This is a genomic window from Neobacillus vireti (assembly GCF_036962345.1).
GTDB lineage: Bacteria > Bacillota > Bacilli > Bacillales > Cytobacillaceae > Neobacillus > Neobacillus vireti_A.
The window spans coordinates 23,585-43,025 of record NZ_JBALNB010000006.1 but is presented as its reverse complement, the minus strand read 5'-3'; the positions used below and the strand labels follow the sequence as shown (position 1 = coordinate 43,025).

The window sequence follows — 19,441 nt, the reverse complement described above, 5'->3', positions numbered from 1 at the left end:
GATTCAAATAATTTTAAATTAACCAAATTAGGGGGATTGTATGATGTCCAATGTAAAAGTATTTCGATTAGCTTATGTTGATTTTTCTGCAAAAAATGCCGGTGCAATGGTGGACTATTATACCCATACAATGGGATATCGGGTTACGGAGGAAAAGGACGGAGTGACCTATTTAAGTAACGGCCTTGATCATCATAATATTGTCATTACACCTGCAGAAGAAAAGGCAATTCGCAGATATGGCTATCAATTAGATGGACAGATGACACTCGAAAAAGTACAGGAGCAACTCCATTCCCAAGGGATTGCCTCAAGTATGAAAATAGACGCGAAACCTGGTATTTCAAGATTCCTAGAATTGCAGGATCCAGCAGGGAATGTACTTGAAATCTTTACGGAGATGGAACAAACTGCGATTGGTTTTGGAAGTTCAGGAATTGTTCCTCTTAAACTAGGACACATTGCTTTTTATGCGAAAAATTTTAAGGAAACGATTAAATTTTATCAGGAAGTTTTAAATTTTGCCTTTACCGATCAAATCGGAGTAGATTTCGCTAATTTCTTAACCTGTAATACCGATCACCATGTGATCAATATTGTCGCATCAGAGGAGACGCGCCTGCACCATATTGCTTTCCAATTAAAAGACGCAAGTCATCAATATGCCAGTTCTGATCTATTAGCGAAGCATGGACGTCCTGTTCTTTGGGGACCATCCCGACATACTGCTGGACATAACATTGCCACCTACCATCATGACCCAGAAGAAAATGTGGTGGAATTATATACAGACATGGACGTTTTTATTTCAGAACTTGGAATTTTCGAGCCTCGTCCATGGCATGAAATTCTGCCCCAAAAACCAAAAGTTTGGGAAGCCTTAAGTGCTTGGGGCACTGAATTTGAATTAGACTTGGCAAAAGTGTAAGAAGTCTTCTTTAGAAATGGGTATTATAGTTCTAGACTAAAACCAACAGGTATAGGAAATTAGGGGACATTGAGAGCTTAGAAGCAGTTTTTTTGATCCCCTTTCTTCTTTACCTATTATATTGATTCACAAAATTCTACATAGTAATAGGATAAGTTTTTACTAGTAAAAGAGATGAATGGAGGAGTAAAACAATGACAACTTATATTATTGATGGTGCGAGAACAGCTTTTGGTACGTATGGTGGGTCTTTTAAGGATGTTAGTGATGTTGACTTAGGTGTGGCAGCAACAAAAGGAGCCATTGAAAGAAGCGGTATTCCAGCTTCCGATATAGATGAAATCATTTTTGGAAATGTAATTCAAACTGCTGAACATTCACCCTATTTGGCCAGACATATTGGTTTAAAAAGCGGCATGTTAGAATCATCATCAGCCCTAACCTTGAATCGACTTTGTGGATCAGGCTTGCAGTCAATTGTATCAGGAGCACAGTCCATTGCGTTAGGAGAAGCGAAAGTCATTGTGGCTGGTGGTACCGAGAGCATGAGTACAGCACCGCAAATAATAAAGGGAACCCGATTTGGTTCACCGAATAAAGCTCCTGTTGTGATAGATATGTTGTGGGAAACTTTGGTTGATCAATATGTGGGTTGTGGAATGGGTATGACCGCTGAAAATCTGGCAGAAAAATATAACATTTCTCGTGAGGAGCAAGATGCATTTTCTGTTCAATCGCAGCAAAAGGCGGGAAAGGCAAGGGATCTCGGAAGATTTGCAGATGAAATTGTTCCCGTTGTGATAAAAGGTAGAAAAGGGAAAGAAACCGTGATTGAGGCGGATGAACATATTAGAACAGATGTGAATGTAGAAGGATTAGCCAAATTAAGACCAGCTTTTAAGAAAGATGGGACAGTAACCCCAGGCAATGCCAGTGGTATTAACGATGGTGCTGCTGCTGTCATATTAGCTTCTGAAGACTATGTAATTGAACATAATTTAAAGCCATTAGCCAAGATTGTTTCATGGGGAGTGGCAGGGGTAGACCCAAAAATTATGGGAATTGGCCCTGTTCCAGCAAGTAAAAAGGCGTTGGAAAATGCTGGACTCTCTTTAAGTGACATAGATTTGTTTGAATTTAACGAGGCTTTCGCTGCACAAGCATTATCTGTGATCAAAGAGTTAGGGGTTGACCAGGAAAAAGTAAATGTTAATGGTGGTGCGGTCGCCCTCGGTCACCCCCTTGGTGCAAGTGGTACGAGAATCACCTATTCGTTAGCACTTGAGCTGAAGAAAAGGAATTTGAAATATGGTTTAGCTTCCCTGTGTATTGGCGGCGGTCAAGGCATTGCCATGATTATTGAGTCTGTGTAAGACACTGGAAGATATCGGAGTGAAATTTGGATGAAGTATGAGGGGGAACGATCATTGGAAAACAATAAAGTCCTTTTATCTATTGAAAATCATGTTGGAGTCATTACGTTAAATCGTCCAGAAGCAGCCAATTCTCTTGATTTGCAAATGGCCAAGGAATTAATGGAAGTCGCCATTTTTTGTTCTGAGAGTGAAAGTATTCGAACAGTTGTGATTACCGGTGCTGGAAATAAGTTTTCAGTTGGGGGCGATTTAAAAAGCTTTGCCCAAGAGGGAGATGAAATAAGCTCGCATTTGAAAAGTGTGACGTTTTATCTGCATCAAGCCATTTCCCTTTTTGCAAGAATGAACAAACCTATTATTGGGGCTATAAATGGAGTCGCAGCTGGTGCTGGAATGAGTCTTGCTTGTGCATGTGATTTGGTATATGCCTCAGAGAAGTCTAAATTTGTGATGGCCTATAACAAAATTGGATTAACACCGGATGGGTCAGGGAGTTATTTCTTACCTCGTCTTGTCGGGATGAGACGAGCATTAGAGTTAATGTATACCAATCGGCAGTTAACGGCGGATGAGGCATGTGAATGGGGAATCGTCAATCAGGTAGTTTCCGATGAGAAACTGATGGAAGTAGTCCTAAGTATTGCTGAACAGTTGGCAAAAGGTCCAATGAATGCCTATGGAGCAACGAAAAAGTTATTCTATCACTCTCTTCAAGAAACGCTGGAGTCGCAAATGAGTAAGGAATCTTTATTACTCGCAACTAGAGCAAGCAGTAAAGAGGGGAAAGAAGGAATTTCTGCTTTTCTTGAAAAGCGTGAAGCGAATTTCTTAGAATAAAAGATTTATGTGATTTCATAATCCTTAAATGGAGGGATCGGATTGAAAGCAGATAAAATACAAGAAAAGTTACTCTGGGAGCCCTCTCAACAAATGATAAATGAGTCAAATATTAAAAAATTTATGGTTTGGCTGGAGGAAAAAAGAGGGCTTACATTTAACCATTATAATGAATTATGGCAATGGTCGGTAACGGAGATTGAAAACTTTTGGACAGCTATATGGGAATTTTTTGATATAAAAGCAACAGGGGCTTATCAAGAAGTATTATCAGGTAATAAAATGCCAAACGTTAGATGGTTTCAGGGTGCGAATTTAAATTATGCAGAGCATATATTTAGGCAGGAGAATCCCAATAAACCTGCAATTATTTATCAATCAGAGATAAGCCCAGCACAGGAACTTAGCTGGGTTGAATTAAGAAAGAATACAGCGGCAATCGCGAAACATTTAAAGTCGTTAGGGGTTAAGCGGGGGGATCGTGTCGTTGCTTATGCCCCAAATATTCCAGAAACGATCACAGCCTTTCTAGCGTGTGCCAGTATCGGTGCTGTTTGGTCAAGCTGCGCACCGGAATTTGGAATCGCAAGTGTCATTGACCGGTTTAAACAAATCGAACCAACTGTATTAATTGCTGTTGACGGCTACCAATATGGCGGAAAGACTTATGACCGTCTGGATCATTTGAAAAAAATACAAGCAGAATTGCCGACACTAAAACAAACCATTCTCATTCCATATTTACAAGAAAAACCTGAAGTGATAGATAATTCTATTTTGTGGAATCAGGTTTTAAAAGAAAATAATAATGCTGCTTTAACATTTGAGCCAGTTCCTTTTAATGATCCTCTTTGGATATTGTATTCTTCCGGTACCACAGGAAAACCAAAAGGAATTGTTCAAAGCCAAGGAGGAATCCTGTTAGAGCATTTAAAATTCCTTGGTCTTCAAATGGATATTAGGAAGGACGACCGATTTTTTTGGTACACGACTACAGGATGGATGATGTGGAATATTGGCGTTAGCGGGTTACTGACAGGAGCAACCATTGTCCTATTTGATGGTAATCCAAACTATCCAAACGATGAAACGTTGTGGAAGTTTGCAGAATCTACGAAACTGAACATTTTTGGAACGAGTGCAAGCTTTTTAATGGCCAGTATGAAAGCAGGATTGATTCCTAAGGAACAATTTGATCTCTCTCCCTTAAGAACGATAGGCTCTACTGGGTCGCCGTTACCTGAAAGTGGCTTTGACTGGATTTATGAGCATGTAAAAGAGGACGTTTGGCTTACTTCTACGAGTGGTGGAACGGATATTTGTTCGGGCTTTGTGGGGGGAAGTCCAATTTTACCGGTTTACTCAGGCGAAATACAGGCTCGTGTATTGGGGGCGGCGGTAAGGGCTTATAATGATGCCGGTGTAGAAGTAATTGATGAGATCGGTGAACTTGTGATTACAGAACCAATACCATCCATGCCGATCTACTTTTGGAATGATGAAGAGGGAATACGTTATAAAGATAGTTACTTTAATGTATTTCCAGATATTTGGCGACATGGAGATTTTATTAAAATTACGACGAGAGGATCCGCGATTATATTCGGCCGATCAGACGCAACCATAAACCGTGGCGGTATTCGAATGGGAACAAGTGAAATTTACAGTGCCATCGAAAAAATCCCAGAAGTAATGGATAGTTTAATTGTCGATATTCCAATAAGTGCAGAACAATCCTACATGCCTTTATTTATCGTTCTAAAAGAAGGCTTCGAGCTTTCAAATGCTGTAAAAGCAAATATTAAGCAAACGATTAAGGAAAATTGTTCTCCAAGACATGTCCCAAATGATATTTTAAGTATAAAAGAACTTCCGAAAACCTTAAATGGTAAGAAACTAGAAGTGCCGATTAAGAAGATTTTAATGGGTTTACCGGTTGATAAAGCGGTTAACATCGGGTCATTATTGAATCCACAATCGTTAACGTACTTTGTTAAATTTGGCGAACAATTATCCTCGGGAATGGTCAAATAGTTGTAAAAGAATTGGAAACTGATTTTCAAAAGCGGCAGATATATTATTGCAGAGTCAGTGTCCTACGATGAAACTCATACTGATTTGTGATAGGGGTACCTAAAAGTCTAACTTTTTGGGTCCCTCTGGCTTTAAAGATAAAGAAAGACACATTTATGGGGAGGGAGTTTGAGTTTATGATTAGCGATTTTAAGTCTAAATTTCCAAATTTCTTTAAAGCCACCGTTTTTGGTTCTGCATTATCAATGATGGCTGGCTGCTCGGCAAATTTTGCCGGTGAAAAGGTGGTAAAAGCAGATTCGAATTCAGATAAATCAGCTAATAATAAAAATTCCGTGAGGGAAGAGTCACAAGCGGAAAAACCAAATGTAATCTACATTGTTTTGGATGACACTGGTTATTCCGATTTAGGTGCATACGGTTCAGAAATTAAGACTCCGAACATTGACCGACTAGCTGAAAATGGACTTCGGTACAATAATTTTCATGTGACGCCTGTTTGTTCGCCAACAAGGGCCTCGTTATTAACGGGAAGAAACAGTCATGCAGTCGGAATGGGACATGTTTCCAATTTTGACTTTGGACCAAGTTTTCCAAATCGAAGAGGAGAACTTGTCCCTGAAGCGGGAACCGTTGCCGAAGTACTCACAGAAAACAATTTTACGAATTACGCTCTTGGAAAGTGGCATATCCTTCCAACAGCAGAAGTTTCGCCTGCTGGGCCATATCATAACTGGCCATTAGGAAAGGGCTTCCATCGTTATTTTGGAAACCTTGAAGATTCCTCGGATCAATATCGTCCAGAACTCATCGAAGACAATACGCATATCGAAACGCCTATCAATAAAGACTTTCATTATTCTAAAGCGCTTGTGGAAAAGGGCAGTCAATATATTATTGACCACGTTTCTAATCAACCTGAAAAGCCATTTTTTATGTACCTAGGTTTTGGGGCACAACATATGCCGCACCAGGTACCACAAGAATACATAGACCAGTACGATGGGGTTTATGATGAGGGCTGGGAGAAGGTACGCGAAGAACGTTTTAAAAGACAAAAGGAAATTGGGCTTATTCCTGAAGATGCTGAATTAGCTCCATTAAATCCTGGTGTTCAATCATGGGATGGCCTGTCAGAGGATGAGAAGGAAGTGTATACGCGTTTCATGGAAACGTATGCTGGGTTCTTAACACATACGGATGAACAAGTTGGAAAAATGATTGATGTTTTAGAGAAAACCGGGGAACTAGAGAATACAATGATTGTGTTAATATCGGATAACGGTGCCAGCTCAATTGGCGGTGAGAATGGATCTACAAGCCAAGCCATTGCCTACAATGCGATGAAAGAGGATTTCAAAACGGTACAAGCAAAGCTGGATGAAATCGGTGGGGAATCAACCAATCCGGATTATCCTGCTGGCTGGGCACAAGTGAGCAATACGCCATTCAAAATGGTGAAAAGTACCACATATGCGGGTGGAATACGGACACCAATGATTGTACACTGGCCAAAAGGAATCGAGGATAATGAGAAAGGAAAAGTAAGAACTCAGTTTACCCATGTAAGTGATATTACGGCTACCGTATATGATTTGCTTGGAGTGAAGTCACCTAAAACCTTAAAAGGCGTCGAACAAATGCCGGTCACGGGAACAAGCTTTGCTTATACTTTCAAGGATGGCAATGCAAAGTCTAAAAAGAAGTCGCAATATTTTGAAATAACTGGAAATCGTACGATCTATCATGAGGGCTGGAAAGCAATTGCCTTTCATAAAAAAGGTCAGCCATTTGAAGACGATGTCTGGGAACTATATCATGTGGATGAAGATTTTTCGGAACTGAATGATCTTGCAGCCGAAGAACCGAAGAGATTGGAAAAGTTGATTAAAGTATGGGAGAAGGAAGCAAAGGCGAATAATGTCCTCCCGCTTACCGAACATTTTCTTAATTCATTAGCGAATCTGCCGGTAGATTCACCACGAGCGAGAAAAACATTTACGTTTTATCCGGAAATGACACACGTAAGTGAATCGGCAGCACCTTTCACGATTAATCGTTCATACGAAATTACAATACCGTTCGAATATAAACAAGGTGACAAAGGGGTATTGTTAGCCCTAGGAAATGATAAGAGTGGATATACTTTCTATGTTAAAGACAATCATTTAATCTATGAACATAATTCTGGATTTTCTCGATATAAAATTGTTTCTGATAAAGTGCTAACGGAAGGAAAGATGACACTTCGCTTCCATTTTAATAAGACCGCTAATAATGAAGGTATTGGCACCCTATACGTCAACGATGAAAATGTAGGGGAGACACAGATCAAAATGCTTCCTTTCAAAGTGTCCTTTGAAGGGTTAGATATTGGGGAAGATATGTTATACCCGGTGAGTCCTGAATACGAAAACGAAGGGACATTCCCTTATTCAGGAAGTATAGAGAAAGCCATTTATTCGTTTGAAGAAGCAGCAGTGGTTACGATTCCATAAATAAAGAAGGAATTAAGGGGTACAAAGGCAATGTCTTTGTACCCCATCCATTAGGGAAAAGGGAGAAACGGGGGAACAAAATGAATCTGCTAAAACAAAGAGAAGATAATTTTCATATTATCGCTAAACCTAGTGGTCCACTCTGTAATTTGGATTGCCATTATTGTTTTTATACAGAAAAGGAAGCCTTATTTCCAGGACAACCAAGCTATAAAATGTCTGATGTTACATTAGAAAACTTTGTGAGAAATTACATAAAATCGCAAAAAGCACCGGAAATCCCTTTTGTTTGGCAAGGGGGAGAACCAACCTTAATGGGCCTTGATTTTTATAAAAAGGTCGTCCAATTCCAAAAAAAGTATGCAGGTGATAAAAAAATATCCAACTCTTTACAGACAAATGGCACATTACTAGATGATGAATGGTGTAAATTTCTCGCAGCAAATGATTTTCTTGTCGGCATAAGCATCGACGGACCGCCTGAGATTCATGATTACTATCGTGTAAACCGTGGGGGGCAGCCAACTTCAGACCAAGTGCTACATGGTCTATCACTCTTGCAAAAATACAAGGTTAGTTATAATGTCCTCACTTGTGTGACGAAGGAATCTGCGCCACGGGCAATCGAAATCTATCGATACTTTAAAGAAAATGGGGTTCAATATCTTCAATTTATCCCGATTGTTGAACGGTTGCCAGATGCAAAAGCCTTAAAATTAGGGCTTCGACATGCAACACCGCCATCTTTGACCCAATCGGAGGTACAAAAGGCGGTTTCCCCTTGGACAATTGGCTCCGAGCAATACGGTGATTTTCTGATTGAGGTATTTGATGAATGGGTTCGCAATGATGTCGGGAAAGTTCATGTGATGAATTTTGAATGGGCACTTGCTGCTTGGCTCGGTCTTCCTTCACCCATCTGTTTATTTTCAGAAACGTGCGGAAACGCAGGGATCATCGAACACACAGGGGACGTTTACTCTTGTGATCATTTTATGTATCCAGAATATAAACTCGGAAATATCTCCGAAGATTCTTTAAAGAAAATGATGAGTTCTCCGCAACAGAAGGAATTTGGTGATGTGAAAAGAGATACATTGCCAAAGCAATGTCAAAGCTGTGAAGTACGCTTTGCTTGTCATGGTGAATGTCCGAAACATCGCTTCCTTCTTTCTGATGATGGCGAGCCCGGTTTGAATTATTTATGTGCGGGCTATAAAAAATATTTTTCTCATATCCACCGCTACATGAAGGTCATCGTCCAATTAATCGAACATAATCTGCCAGCTTCTGATATCATGCAGGTCATCAAAGGGCCATTGATTGTTAGAAACTGATTTTTTTCGGAGTTTAACGATTATAATCTATCAATAACGAAGTATGAAAGATAGTAAAACAACCACAATTATAATTACAAGGTCAAATATATTTCGATTGGAATATGGAACAACACATTGCGTCAAATCTTTAAAGTAAATCGTGGATTATCGCATTCTTTGAACTTGGATAAGCCACTCTAGACAGAACACTAAAAAAATAGTAAACTAAATTTCACATGAATAAAAATCCGCATCCTGCGGTCGAGGTTCTAGCACCCCTCGTTAAAAAAACTAAGGCGAAGCAGCACTTCTCTTAGAGATGCTGTTTTTTCTTTTTTAACGGGATAAAGGAAAAAACTGCGGATAAAAAATCAAAGGGAGTGAGCATCATGAGAATTTTATTGTATTTAATTTCAATCATCGCGGCAAACGTCGTAACTGCTGCAATCGCACCATTACAGTTAGGTGTCTTTATTGTTCCAATGGGGACATTATTAATCGGGGCAACCTTCATCTTCCGTGACTTGGTTCAAAACAAATACGGAAGAAAGAAAACCTATATGTTCATCGGATTAGCGCTATTCCTTTCGGCGATTGTTTCCTACATGTTAGGGGACACCTTAATCATCGTCATGGCATCCGCGATTTCCTTTGCAATTGCAGAAACAACCGATACAGAGATTTATACCCGGTTAAACCTGCCTATGAGCTTACGTGTTCTTTATAGTGGAATTGTCGGTGGTTTATTGGATTCAGCCATTTTCGTCGTCATCGGTCTTAGCCCGCTGGGTGCAAATTTCTTACCATGGGAGGCCGTTCCATTCGCAATCCTGGGGCAAGTGATTGTAAAAACCATCATTCAGGGTATTGCAGCATTAATCATTCACCAAACCAATAATTTGAGCAATCGTACAGTTTCAAACTAAGAATGGAAGAAGCTCCATGCTCTGTATAAGAGTTTGGAGTTTCTCCTTTTTTTTTCAGATTTGTATTATGTAGCAGGATAACGATTGATGTATTTCCGATTACTTACAATTTGAAATTTCTACTGAGAAGGTAAATAGGAGTTAATTACCTATTATTTTCACTCCATTCTCTGAATATGGAAATGAAACTATTTAATACAGGATAGTTTTCATCCTTACGCCATGTTAATGATAAATCAACTGTAGGGTATTCTCCTCTAATTCTCTTAAACACTACTCCAGGTTTTTGTATTTCCATAGCTAGTTCAGAACAGATTGCTACTCCCCATTCTGCAGATACAAAGGTGAGAATATTGTAGATACCATCCGTTTCTTGATATATTTTTGGTGTAAAACCAGCTTTATGAAAAACTGCTAAAATCGTATCATAATAATTCGGTTCTTTATTTCTTAACGACATAATAAACTGCTCATCCCGAAAATTCAGTAGATCTAGAGAAACATTCTCTTTTGATAAAGGATGGTTGATTGGGATTGCAATAACAAAAGGGATCTTTCTCGTAATAATACTGTTTAATCCGTTATTATTGACAGTTTCCCAGGTAAAACCTATATGAATTCGATTGTCATTTAAAGCATTAATCTGCTCTGCAGTTGACATCTGATGAAACACCACATTTACATTTGGGAATTTTGATCGATAGTAGTGGAAGAAGTGAATGAGTTGTATACTTAATAATCCTGTATATCCTATGGTTAATTGTCCTAGTGCCCCATTTTGGATTTTACGAGCCTCTTCACAAGCTTCATCTAGCTTAATAAAAATTGAATAGGCTCTATCGAGAAATTGCTTTCCCGCCTCGGTTAATTCAACACTTCTTTTTGTTCGGTTGAACAACGTTACTCCCAATTCTTTCTCTAATTGATTGATTTGTTGACTAAGAGGAGGCTGACTAATATTTAGTCGCTCAGCTGCTTTGTTAAAATGTAATTCCTCTGCAACGGCAATGAAATATCGTAAATGCCTCATTTCCAAAATCTATCCATCTCCTTTAATCAAATAGTCGCTTCTAAATAATTACCATATTATTCTTGATTTTCCTATTTAGGGGTAAGCGCCTAATTATTACAAGGAAAAAATCTATTATATTCGCTAACTTATTATTTTTTAAAGGCCCTAGACCTAATAAGAACCCTCTATAAATAATATTAATACTTTTCAAATATTAATACAATTGTTAATAGTATTAATATTCAGTTATTAAGAGGGATACAATAGAGTTAAACAAAGACAATAAAATTCATTTGGTGAGGTTCATTTTAAAGAGGATTTCTATTGTTAAAGTAAAATGGTTTTTACAAAATTAATGGGGGTAAAATATGAAAGACTTTCAAACTCTACGATTAGAAAAAAACAATGATGTATTGACTGTATGGTTAAACCGTGAAGAACGAGGAAATTCTATTAATTTGGTTATGTTAAAAGAGTTAATTGAACTAACTGAATACTTAAGAGTAGAAAATGAGATTAACTACGTCATATTTACGAATGAGGGAAGGTTCTTTTCAACAGGATATGATTTAAATGAATTATATGATATTTCAGTAGGAGAAAAGGAAGTATCAATTCAATTTAAGTTAATGCAACTACTGGGTCAGGAAATGTTACAGAAGTTGGAAAATATTGAGCAAATTACGATTGCAGCGTTAAGAGGATCCGCATATGGCGGAGGAGTTGCAATCGCAATGGCAGCAGATTTCCGTCTTATTTCGAATGATAGTTTATTAAACCTTCCGGAAACAAATATTGGTATGTTTTTATCTTGGGGATGTACTCCTAGGCTTGTTAAGGCCGTTGGTGCAAGTAAAGCAAAAGAGTTAATTATGTTGTGTGAAGATGTAACGGCAGAGGAAGGCTTTAGATTAGGTCTGGTGAATAAAGTTGTGTCGAGAGATAAAATGAGTGAGGAAGTAGGTATAATGGTTAAAAAACTACGAGACAAGGGCCAACTTTCTATCAAGATGACAAAAAAATTGGTGAATGCATCTGTTGCGGTTAATTCAGGTGATCTGAACATTACGGAATCAGAATTGGCGGAGAAAATGGTCTTATCAGGTGAAACCAAAGAAAAAATTATGAGATTTATCGAAAGAAAAAACACAAAAAGTAACCGATAATTGATTGGATGAAAATAATTTTGCAGCAATAAGTTGTAAGCGCATACTTTTAAAGTCTAGCACTAGAGAAGATAGTATAACCATTTATTTTTAAGGGGGAGAAGTATGAGGATCAAACCTATTTTCTTATTCATCTTATTATTATCTTTTGTAGTACTCTTAACAGCTTGCGGGAAAGGTTCATCTGAACAGAGTCAAGGAGATGAAGTTTACGAATTTGATTTTAATATTCAGCCGCCAGCTGTGCATAACTACGCAAAGACTGTTCAAAAATGGGCGGATTATGTAGAAGATGAAACGGATGGGAGAATTAAAATTAATGTTTTTCCTAGTGCAGCACTAGGTCCCTATGAATCTGTATATGAGGATATAGCTGGTGGTGTATATGACATTGGATACGCAAATCCTAGTATACAAGATGACACAATATTATTTCCATTATCAATTGGAGAATTACCTTTTTCCCTGCACGATCCATTTGATAAGAGAAAAGTAATTGAAAAATTCAATGAAAAATTTCTATCTGATAAATTTGATGATGTTACTTTCTTATCATTTACAGGTTCAGATCCCTACCACATTGTTAGTAAAACGCCAATCGAATCACTTAATGATTTGAAAGGTAAAAAAGTAAATGGAATTGGTGACGAAAAAATTCAATTGGTTGAGCTTTGGGGTGGCTCGCCTGTCAGTCTTTCACAAGCGGATTTGTATGAGGCCTTAGAGAGAGGAACGGTAGACAGTGTGATTTATCCGGCAATTGGTTCCATTGGTTTTAGTTTCTATGAAGTTGCACCATATTTAACTCGTGTTAGTCTTGATTCTCAGTCTTGGGTTAATTTGATCAATACAGACTCTTTAAATAGATTACCAGATGACTTGAAAAAAATGTTTTTAGAAGATTTTGGACCGAAATTAGCAGATATGCCTGCAGAAATGTATGTGACAGAACAAGAGAATGCACTTAAGAAATTTGAAGAAAAAAAAGGCAAGGTAATTGAATTAAAAGATTCTGAGTTAGAGAAATTCCGACAGCCTGCAAAAGAGGTTTGGGGAAATTGGGTTAAAAAGGCGAATGACAAGGGGTATCCTGGTCAAGAAATGATGGATTACTTTATAGAATTACTAGAAGCTGAGGGAATTGAAACCCCTCTCAGTAAATAATTTACCAGCTACTAATCAAATTAGCTCCTATTGGGATTGTGGATAAATATAGACTCCTTAAAGGCAGCAAAATTGTAGCTGCCTTTAAGAAGATATCAAAGTTCAGTATATTGATGATTTATTATCTAGGAAAGAAGGGATGGTATTTGGTTACTTTTATTAAACTAACTAGATATTTTACGTTTATTAATAAATGGGTTGTGGCCATTACATTGGCTTTGCTAATGCCATTAGTAACTATCTTTGCAATATTGAGAAGTCTAAACCATCCAGTTTTGGGAGATGTTGAACTTACTCAGCTTGCTATGGTTTTACTCATAATGGGATCCTTAGCATATACCGAAAAAACGAATTCTCATATATCGATTGGTATTATTGTTGATAGATTACCAGCTAAAATACAGGTGATTTTTGATCTCGCTGCTCATCTGCTTGCCTTTATTTTCTGTCTACTAGTGTGTTGGGTATTCATTACGGAGAGTGACTTTTCGAAATCTACCGACCTGTTGAACATATCATTTTACCCCTTTAAGTTATTTATCGTTATGGGTTTTGCTGCATGGGGATTGGAAATTATCATTAAATGTTATGAGTCCATGAAAAAAATTAAACGTACGGAATAAAGGGGGGAAAACTAAATGGACACAGAAGTTATTGGTATTCTTGTCATACTGTTTGTATTTATCTTAATGTTTCTTCGTGTGCCAATCGCTATCGCCATGGCGGTTCCTGCTTGTGTTGGAATTATATTGTTAAAGGATGTAGGTGCGCTTATATCAGTAATCAATAGTATTGTTTGGGACCAGAGTTATAATTACACCCTCTTGACGGTACCACTTTTTGTACTTATGGGGCATTTGTTATATTCAGCAGGGATTAGTTCCGAATTATTCACGACATTTCGCCTGTGGTTTGGAAAATTAAAAGGTGGATTGGGGTTGGCAACAATAGGTTCCTCTGCCATGTTTGGAGCATCTACGGGTTCAAGTTTAGCCACAACGGGAACCATGGGTGTTATTGCTACCAAAGAAATGCTCCAAGCAGGGTACGATAAAAGTCTGACAGGGGGTTCAATCGTTGCGGGTGGAACACTTGGAATCCTTATCCCTCCCAGTACAACATTCATTATCTATGGCATGATTACCGAACAGTCGATTGGAAAACTCTTATTGGCAGGTATACTTCCGGGTATTCTTCTGACTATTCTGTTTATGATTACCATTTATCTGGCAGTAACATTTAAACCGAGTCTAGTAAAAGGTTCTGCACAAGACAATGAAGTGACCTGGAAGGAACGATTTATTTCTTTAAAAAGTAATCTGCCAATTGTTTTGCTATTTGTGGTGGTTATTGGGGGAATTTATTTAGGTATCTTTACTGTAACTGAATCGGCTGGTGTCGGTGCCTTCGGTGCATTTATTATTGGTTTAATGCGCAGGACCATTACGAAGAAAAATTTCACAGAAGCATTGTTTAGAACAATAACAACTACTGGTTTTCTCTTCGCAATTATTATGGGAGCGTTTATCTTAAACTATATTCTAGTAATTACACGTATTCCATATAAACTGGCGGATCTACTTACTGCATCGGACCTATCACCAACCATGATATTTATTTTAATAGTGTGTATGTACATTATTCTCGGAGCTCTAATGGATACAGTTGCTATGCTCGTAGTGACAGTCCCTATCATATTACCAATCGTTGATATGTTAGGATTTGATTTGATTTGGTTTGGTGTTATCGTCGTTCTATTAATAGAAATGGCTTTAATAACACCACCTGTTGGTATGAATTGCTTTGTCTTAAATGGTGTGGCGGATCAGTTATCATTAGGTGAAATATTTAAAGGAGCTATGTTATTTGTTATACCTATTCTAGTATTAATTATCTTAATTTATATATTTCCGGAAATTGCACTGTTCATTCCTAACAATGCATTTGGTTGAGGATTCTAGAAATATCACTTTGGTCTAGGAGGAAATACGATGATTCATCGTTTTATAGAGTCATTGCCATATGAACGGCGAGTATTAAGTGAGATGTTAGACAGTTGTTATGAAACTAACAGCAGCTCAGTATTTTATGTTAGTCTCGATGAGCAAAACCGAGAGGTAACCTATGCAGAAATGAAAGAAAAAGTAGATATCGTTGCTTCTAATCTATTGGACATAGGAATTAAGAAAGGAACTCATGTAGCCGTATTAATGACTGGTTCTACAGACTATCTATCAGTGTGGTTCGCTCTGGCGAAACTTGGTGCTATTGAGGTGCCAATTAATACAGTTTATAAAGGAGAAACTCTCCAGTATTTGATCAATGATTCAGATGCGAGATATATCGTGGTGGATGAAGAATATTATGGGGAGCTAAACAAGGTCTCAGGTGGATTAGAAAAAATTCAACATGTAATTTCTCATGGTATTAATCAATATCCATATGAATCTAGTTGGAACAATGTTGAATGGGACCGAGTCATTCAAAATTCTGAGATAAGGATTCGGAATCTTTACAATGAAGTAAAGATCAATCCCGTTTATCCCAATGATCCTGTCGGTATTATCTATACTTCTGGGACGACAGGACCGTCGAAAGGGGTACTTCTTTCCAATCACCATTTGGTTTTCATGGGAATGACCCATGCAGGTATTATGCATTACGAGGAAAATGATATTTCATTAAACTTTCTTCCCTATTACCATACTGCAGCTAAATTTGTAACGATGGCATGTATGTTATCTGGCGCTAAGATGATCTTAAAGAAAAAGTTTAGTATTACATCATTCTGGAAAGATGTACACGAGCAACAAGTGACTTTGTTATCAACATTGGGCGGGGTTTTACCGATGTTACACAAACAAAAGGCAAATCCAGAAGATGCAAATAATTCAATTCGTGCTGTTTATGTGATTCCATCACCTACAGATACCTATTATGAGATCCAGAATCGGTTTGGATTTAAATTAGTGGTTGCGTATGGGGGAACGGAATGGAATATCGTTTCTTCTACAGAGCTTGATGAAGATAAACCCGGCTCAGCTGGCCGTCCTTTTGAACAATATTATGATTTGAAAATTGTTGATGAACATGACTTTGAATGCTCTCCATTTGAACAAGGTGAAATTATTGTACGACCCAAAATCCCTCATATTGTCATGCTTGAGTACTACAATAAACCAGAAAAAACAGTTGAAGCATGGAGAGGGTTATGGTTCCGTACAGGTGATCGTGCCTATAAGGATAAGGAAGGATATATCTATTTTGTAGATCGTTTAAAAGATGCCATCCGTAGACGAGGTGAAAATATTTCATCCTTTGAAATTGAAAGTGTCATCGATAAGCATCCGCAAATAAATGAGTCTGCTGTTATTCCTGTACCTTCTGAAATAGGTGAAGATGAAATTAAAGCTTGCATTATCTTAAAGAAGGATGCGGACATTAGTCATCAGGAAATTTTTAATTATTGCTATGAAAATATGGGTTACTTTATGGTTCCGAGGTATATCGAGTTTTTTGAAGATTTTCCGAGAACTCCTACGGGGAAAGTGAGGAAAAATATTCTCCGTGGGCAAGGTATTAGGGGCTTGACTAGTTTTACTTGGGATCGTGAAAAGGATGGAGGTTTTAAGGTAACTTCAAAGGGAATTGTTGCTATAAAGGAGCAGTAGGTAGGTTAATAGAGTTGCTTCGTAGATTAAATTCAGAATATAAAAATTATTAGGAAATAGGTGGAGAATAAAATGAAATTTGAAACGAGAATAACAAAGTTGTTGGGTATACGTTACCCCATTATTCAGGGGGGCCTTGCATATCTTGCTTACTCAGAACTTGCTTCAGCTGTATCGAATGCTGGTGGTCTTGGACAAATAACAGCCATGAGTTTATCCACTCCTTCAGAATTAAGAGAAGAGATTATTAAAACACGTGAGAAAACTGATAAACCATTTGGTGTTAATTTTGCTATTGGAGATCATGGTCGCTCTTTTACTCATATGTTGCAGGTTGCTGTGGATGAGGAGGTTCCAGTAATTTCAATGACAGGCGGAAATCCTACTCCTATCTTTAACGAATTAGCTGGAGTGGATGTTAAAAAGCTCGTCTTAGTTGCTTCAAAGAAACAAGCAATCAAGGCTGAGAAACTAGGAGCAGATGCTGTAATGGTCGTGGGGCAAGAAGGTGGAGGGCACCTTGGGCGTGATGATGTTGGAACCATGGTTCTAGTCCCTCAAGTAGTAGACGCTGTTTCGATTCCAGTTATTGCCTCAGGGGGAATTGGAGATGGCAGAGGGTTACTTGCAGCTTTAGCGTTAGGTGCCGAGGGAATAGAAATGGGTACACGATTCATAGCAACAGAAGAATGTGTTCATGCCAATCATGCATATAAGCAAAAGATTGTAGAAAGTGAAGAAACAGATACAGTTGTCATAAAACGGAGTATTGGAGCTCCCGCACGTGCTATTAGGAACCAATGGACGGATAAAATCATATCTGCTGAACAAGAATTACCGACATATGAAAATTTAAAAGACTTAATTAGTGGCAATGCGAATAAACGCTTTATATATGAAGGATCAGAAGAACAAGGATTTGGCTGGGCTGGTCAAGTCATAGGGAGAATTCGCGATGTCAAACCTGTTTCACAATTAATTAGCGACATGATCCATGAGGCAGAAGAAATGTATAAGAGGTTCAGTTAATTATTTTAAAAAATCAAAGGAGGAAATACAATGACAAATAAAGTAAACGAATTAATAAATGGTATTGACGTAGAGGGACTTAATAACTACAAGAAAGTGATCAGTGAAAATGCAGAGGATGCCATGATTGATTATAAAGTGAAGCTAGAGTGGCTAGGCGGTACAAAAACAAAAGTGACCACTCAAGGAATAACACTTGGGAAACAAGAATTAAAAAGAAACTTTTCTTTTGAAATTGACGAGCCGCCACAGCTCCTTGGTAATGATTCAAAACCAACTCCGCAGGAATATTTGTTAGGTGGATTTGGTGCTTGTATGATGGTTGGTTATACCGTAGGTGCAGCAGTAAAGGGAATTAAACTTGATAAACTAGAGATTGAGATCGAAGGCGGACTGGATTTGAGAGGTTTTCTTGAGGTGAATCCGACTTCTCCAATTGGAATGAAGGAGGTTAAATATATTATTCGAGTAAAGGCAGATGGAAGTGAAGAAGATTTGCATGAGATTCATCAAAAGGTGATAGAGACATCTCCAAACCGAGCAACGATTGCGGATGAGGTAAATGTGGTTTCTGAATTAGTAATTGAAAGATAGCACTTTTAAGGTAGTTTGTATAAATATTGTTGGAGGTTTTATGATAATGGAAATGGATGAAAACAAATTTGAAACGATAGATTTTTCAATTACTAAAAACATTGCAGTCATAACCTTGAATAGACCGAAACATCTTAATGCAATTAGCGACCAACTTACAAAGGACGTTTATCATGCACTAGATCTTGTTGATCATAACAAAAGTATTCGAGCTGTTATCCTCACAGGGGCAAATAATAATTTTTCCGCCGGTGCTGATTTGAAAAAGACATACGATTTGCCCACTCCGATTGGGGAAGAGCCATCAGAGGTTTGGAGGGATCACTTAGAGTCATTATTACGTGTTTCAATGAAGATGTGGAACTTAAGAGTTCCTGTCATAGCTGCGGTAGATGGTTACGCTTTGGGAGGGGCTGCAGATTGGGTATTGTCAGCAGATATAGCGATTGCTTCTGATAAAGCATTATTCGGTGAACCTGAAATACGATTCGGTGCTGCACCTGGTACCTTAATGATGCCTTGGGTTCTCGGGATTAGAAAGGCAAAAGAACTATTATTTACAGGAGATTCTGTAGATGCAGAAGAAGGATTAAGAATAGGGGTTTATAATAAAGTAGTTCCACAAGAGGAATTAATGAAAGAATCTTTTAAACTCGCAGAAAAGATGGCAAATATTCCACCATCTGCACTTAAAATAACGAAGGTCTCCATTAATAAAATTTATGAAATGATGAATATTAAGGAGTCTCTAGACTACCATTTAGAAGCAGCCATTTCTATGTTTTTCCTAAATTCCGAGAAACAAACTGCAGCCATTGGAAGTAAAATTAAACGAGAAGGATTAAAAAGTTTTCTATCCGATGCAAATAAAGACTTTACATGATAAA

At 38.0% G+C, this 19,441-nt stretch carries 16 protein-coding genes; 15 read left to right on the top strand and 1 reads right to left on the bottom strand.

The window, feature by feature from the left end; genetic code table 11:
- Positions 1-43 precede the first annotated feature (43 nt).
- The 7 genes from V7108_RS06460 to V7108_RS06430 all read left to right on the top strand — a co-directional run bounded on the left by V7108_RS06460 (position 44) and on the right by V7108_RS06430 (position 9,918).
- Entirely contained in the window at positions 44-928 is an 885-nt protein-coding gene (locus V7108_RS06460) for a VOC family protein (RefSeq protein WP_335567615.1), read from the top strand.
- 194 nt (positions 929-1,122) lie between these two features.
- A complete protein-coding gene (locus tag V7108_RS06455; RefSeq protein ID WP_335567614.1) occupies positions 1,123-2,301 on the top strand; it encodes an acetyl-CoA C-acetyltransferase in 1,179 nt (392 codons plus the stop codon).
- Between the two features lie 30 nt (positions 2,302-2,331).
- Complete coding sequence (locus V7108_RS06450) at positions 2,332-3,141, top strand: enoyl-CoA hydratase/isomerase family protein (RefSeq protein ID WP_335567613.1); 810 nt, start codon at positions 2,332-2,334, stop codon at positions 3,139-3,141.
- 42 nt (positions 3,142-3,183) lie between these two features.
- Entirely contained in the window at positions 3,184-5,175 is a 1,992-nt protein-coding gene (locus V7108_RS06445; protein ID WP_335567612.1) for an acetoacetate--CoA ligase, read from the top strand.
- Positions 5,176-5,351: 176 nt separating this feature from the next.
- The gene (locus V7108_RS06440; RefSeq protein ID WP_335567611.1) at positions 5,352-7,673 is read left to right on the top strand and encodes an arylsulfatase; all 2,322 of its coding nucleotides are present in this window, start codon (positions 5,352-5,354) and stop codon (positions 7,671-7,673) included.
- 80 nt (positions 7,674-7,753) lie between these two features.
- A complete protein-coding gene (locus V7108_RS06435; RefSeq protein WP_335567610.1) occupies positions 7,754-9,010 on the top strand; it encodes an anaerobic sulfatase maturase in 1,257 nt (418 codons plus the stop codon).
- Between the two features lie 371 nt (positions 9,011-9,381).
- The gene (locus tag V7108_RS06430) at positions 9,382-9,918 is read left to right on the top strand and encodes a VUT family protein (protein WP_335567609.1); all 537 of its coding nucleotides are present in this window, start codon (positions 9,382-9,384) and stop codon (positions 9,916-9,918) included.
- A gap of 145 nt (positions 9,919-10,063) precedes the next feature.
- Here the strand turns inward: V7108_RS06430 and V7108_RS06425 are convergent, their stop codons facing one another.
- Positions 10,064-10,948, bottom strand: a complete 885-nt coding sequence (locus V7108_RS06425; RefSeq protein ID WP_335567760.1) for a LysR substrate-binding domain-containing protein — start codon at positions 10,946-10,948, stop codon at positions 10,064-10,066.
- A 350-nt stretch (positions 10,949-11,298) separates the two neighbouring features.
- On the opposite strand from V7108_RS06425, the gene V7108_RS06420 reads away from it, so the two are divergent.
- From V7108_RS06420 to V7108_RS06385, 8 genes are all read left to right on the top strand, one after another.
- Entirely contained in the window at positions 11,299-12,096 is a 798-nt protein-coding gene (locus V7108_RS06420; protein WP_335567608.1) for an enoyl-CoA hydratase/isomerase family protein, read from the top strand.
- A gap of 105 nt (positions 12,097-12,201) precedes the next feature.
- Positions 12,202-13,260 (top strand): TRAP transporter substrate-binding protein, encoded by a 1,059-nt coding sequence (locus V7108_RS06415; protein ID WP_335567607.1) that lies wholly within the window; start codon positions 12,202-12,204, stop codon positions 13,258-13,260.
- A gap of 146 nt (positions 13,261-13,406) precedes the next feature.
- Entirely contained in the window at positions 13,407-13,883 is a 477-nt protein-coding gene (locus V7108_RS06410) for a TRAP transporter small permease (protein ID WP_335567606.1), read from the top strand.
- A 15-nt stretch (positions 13,884-13,898) separates the two neighbouring features.
- Positions 13,899-15,212, top strand: a complete 1,314-nt coding sequence (locus V7108_RS06405; RefSeq protein ID WP_335567605.1) for a TRAP transporter large permease — start codon at positions 13,899-13,901, stop codon at positions 15,210-15,212.
- Between the two features lie 39 nt (positions 15,213-15,251).
- Positions 15,252-16,931, top strand: coding sequence for an AMP-binding protein (locus V7108_RS06400; protein WP_335567604.1), 1,680 nt, complete (start codon positions 15,252-15,254; stop codon positions 16,929-16,931).
- 72 nt (positions 16,932-17,003) lie between these two features.
- Positions 17,004-17,960: an NAD(P)H-dependent flavin oxidoreductase gene (locus V7108_RS06395; RefSeq protein WP_335567603.1), complete on the top strand. Its 957-nt coding sequence runs from the start codon at positions 17,004-17,006 to the stop codon at positions 17,958-17,960.
- Positions 17,961-17,990: 30 nt separating this feature from the next.
- Positions 17,991-18,554, top strand: a complete 564-nt coding sequence (locus tag V7108_RS06390) for an OsmC family protein (protein ID WP_335567602.1) — start codon at positions 17,991-17,993, stop codon at positions 18,552-18,554.
- A 46-nt stretch (positions 18,555-18,600) separates the two neighbouring features.
- Positions 18,601-19,437: an enoyl-CoA hydratase/isomerase family protein gene (locus tag V7108_RS06385; protein ID WP_335567601.1), complete on the top strand. Its 837-nt coding sequence runs from the start codon at positions 18,601-18,603 to the stop codon at positions 19,435-19,437.
- Positions 19,438-19,441: the final 4 nt, after the last annotated feature.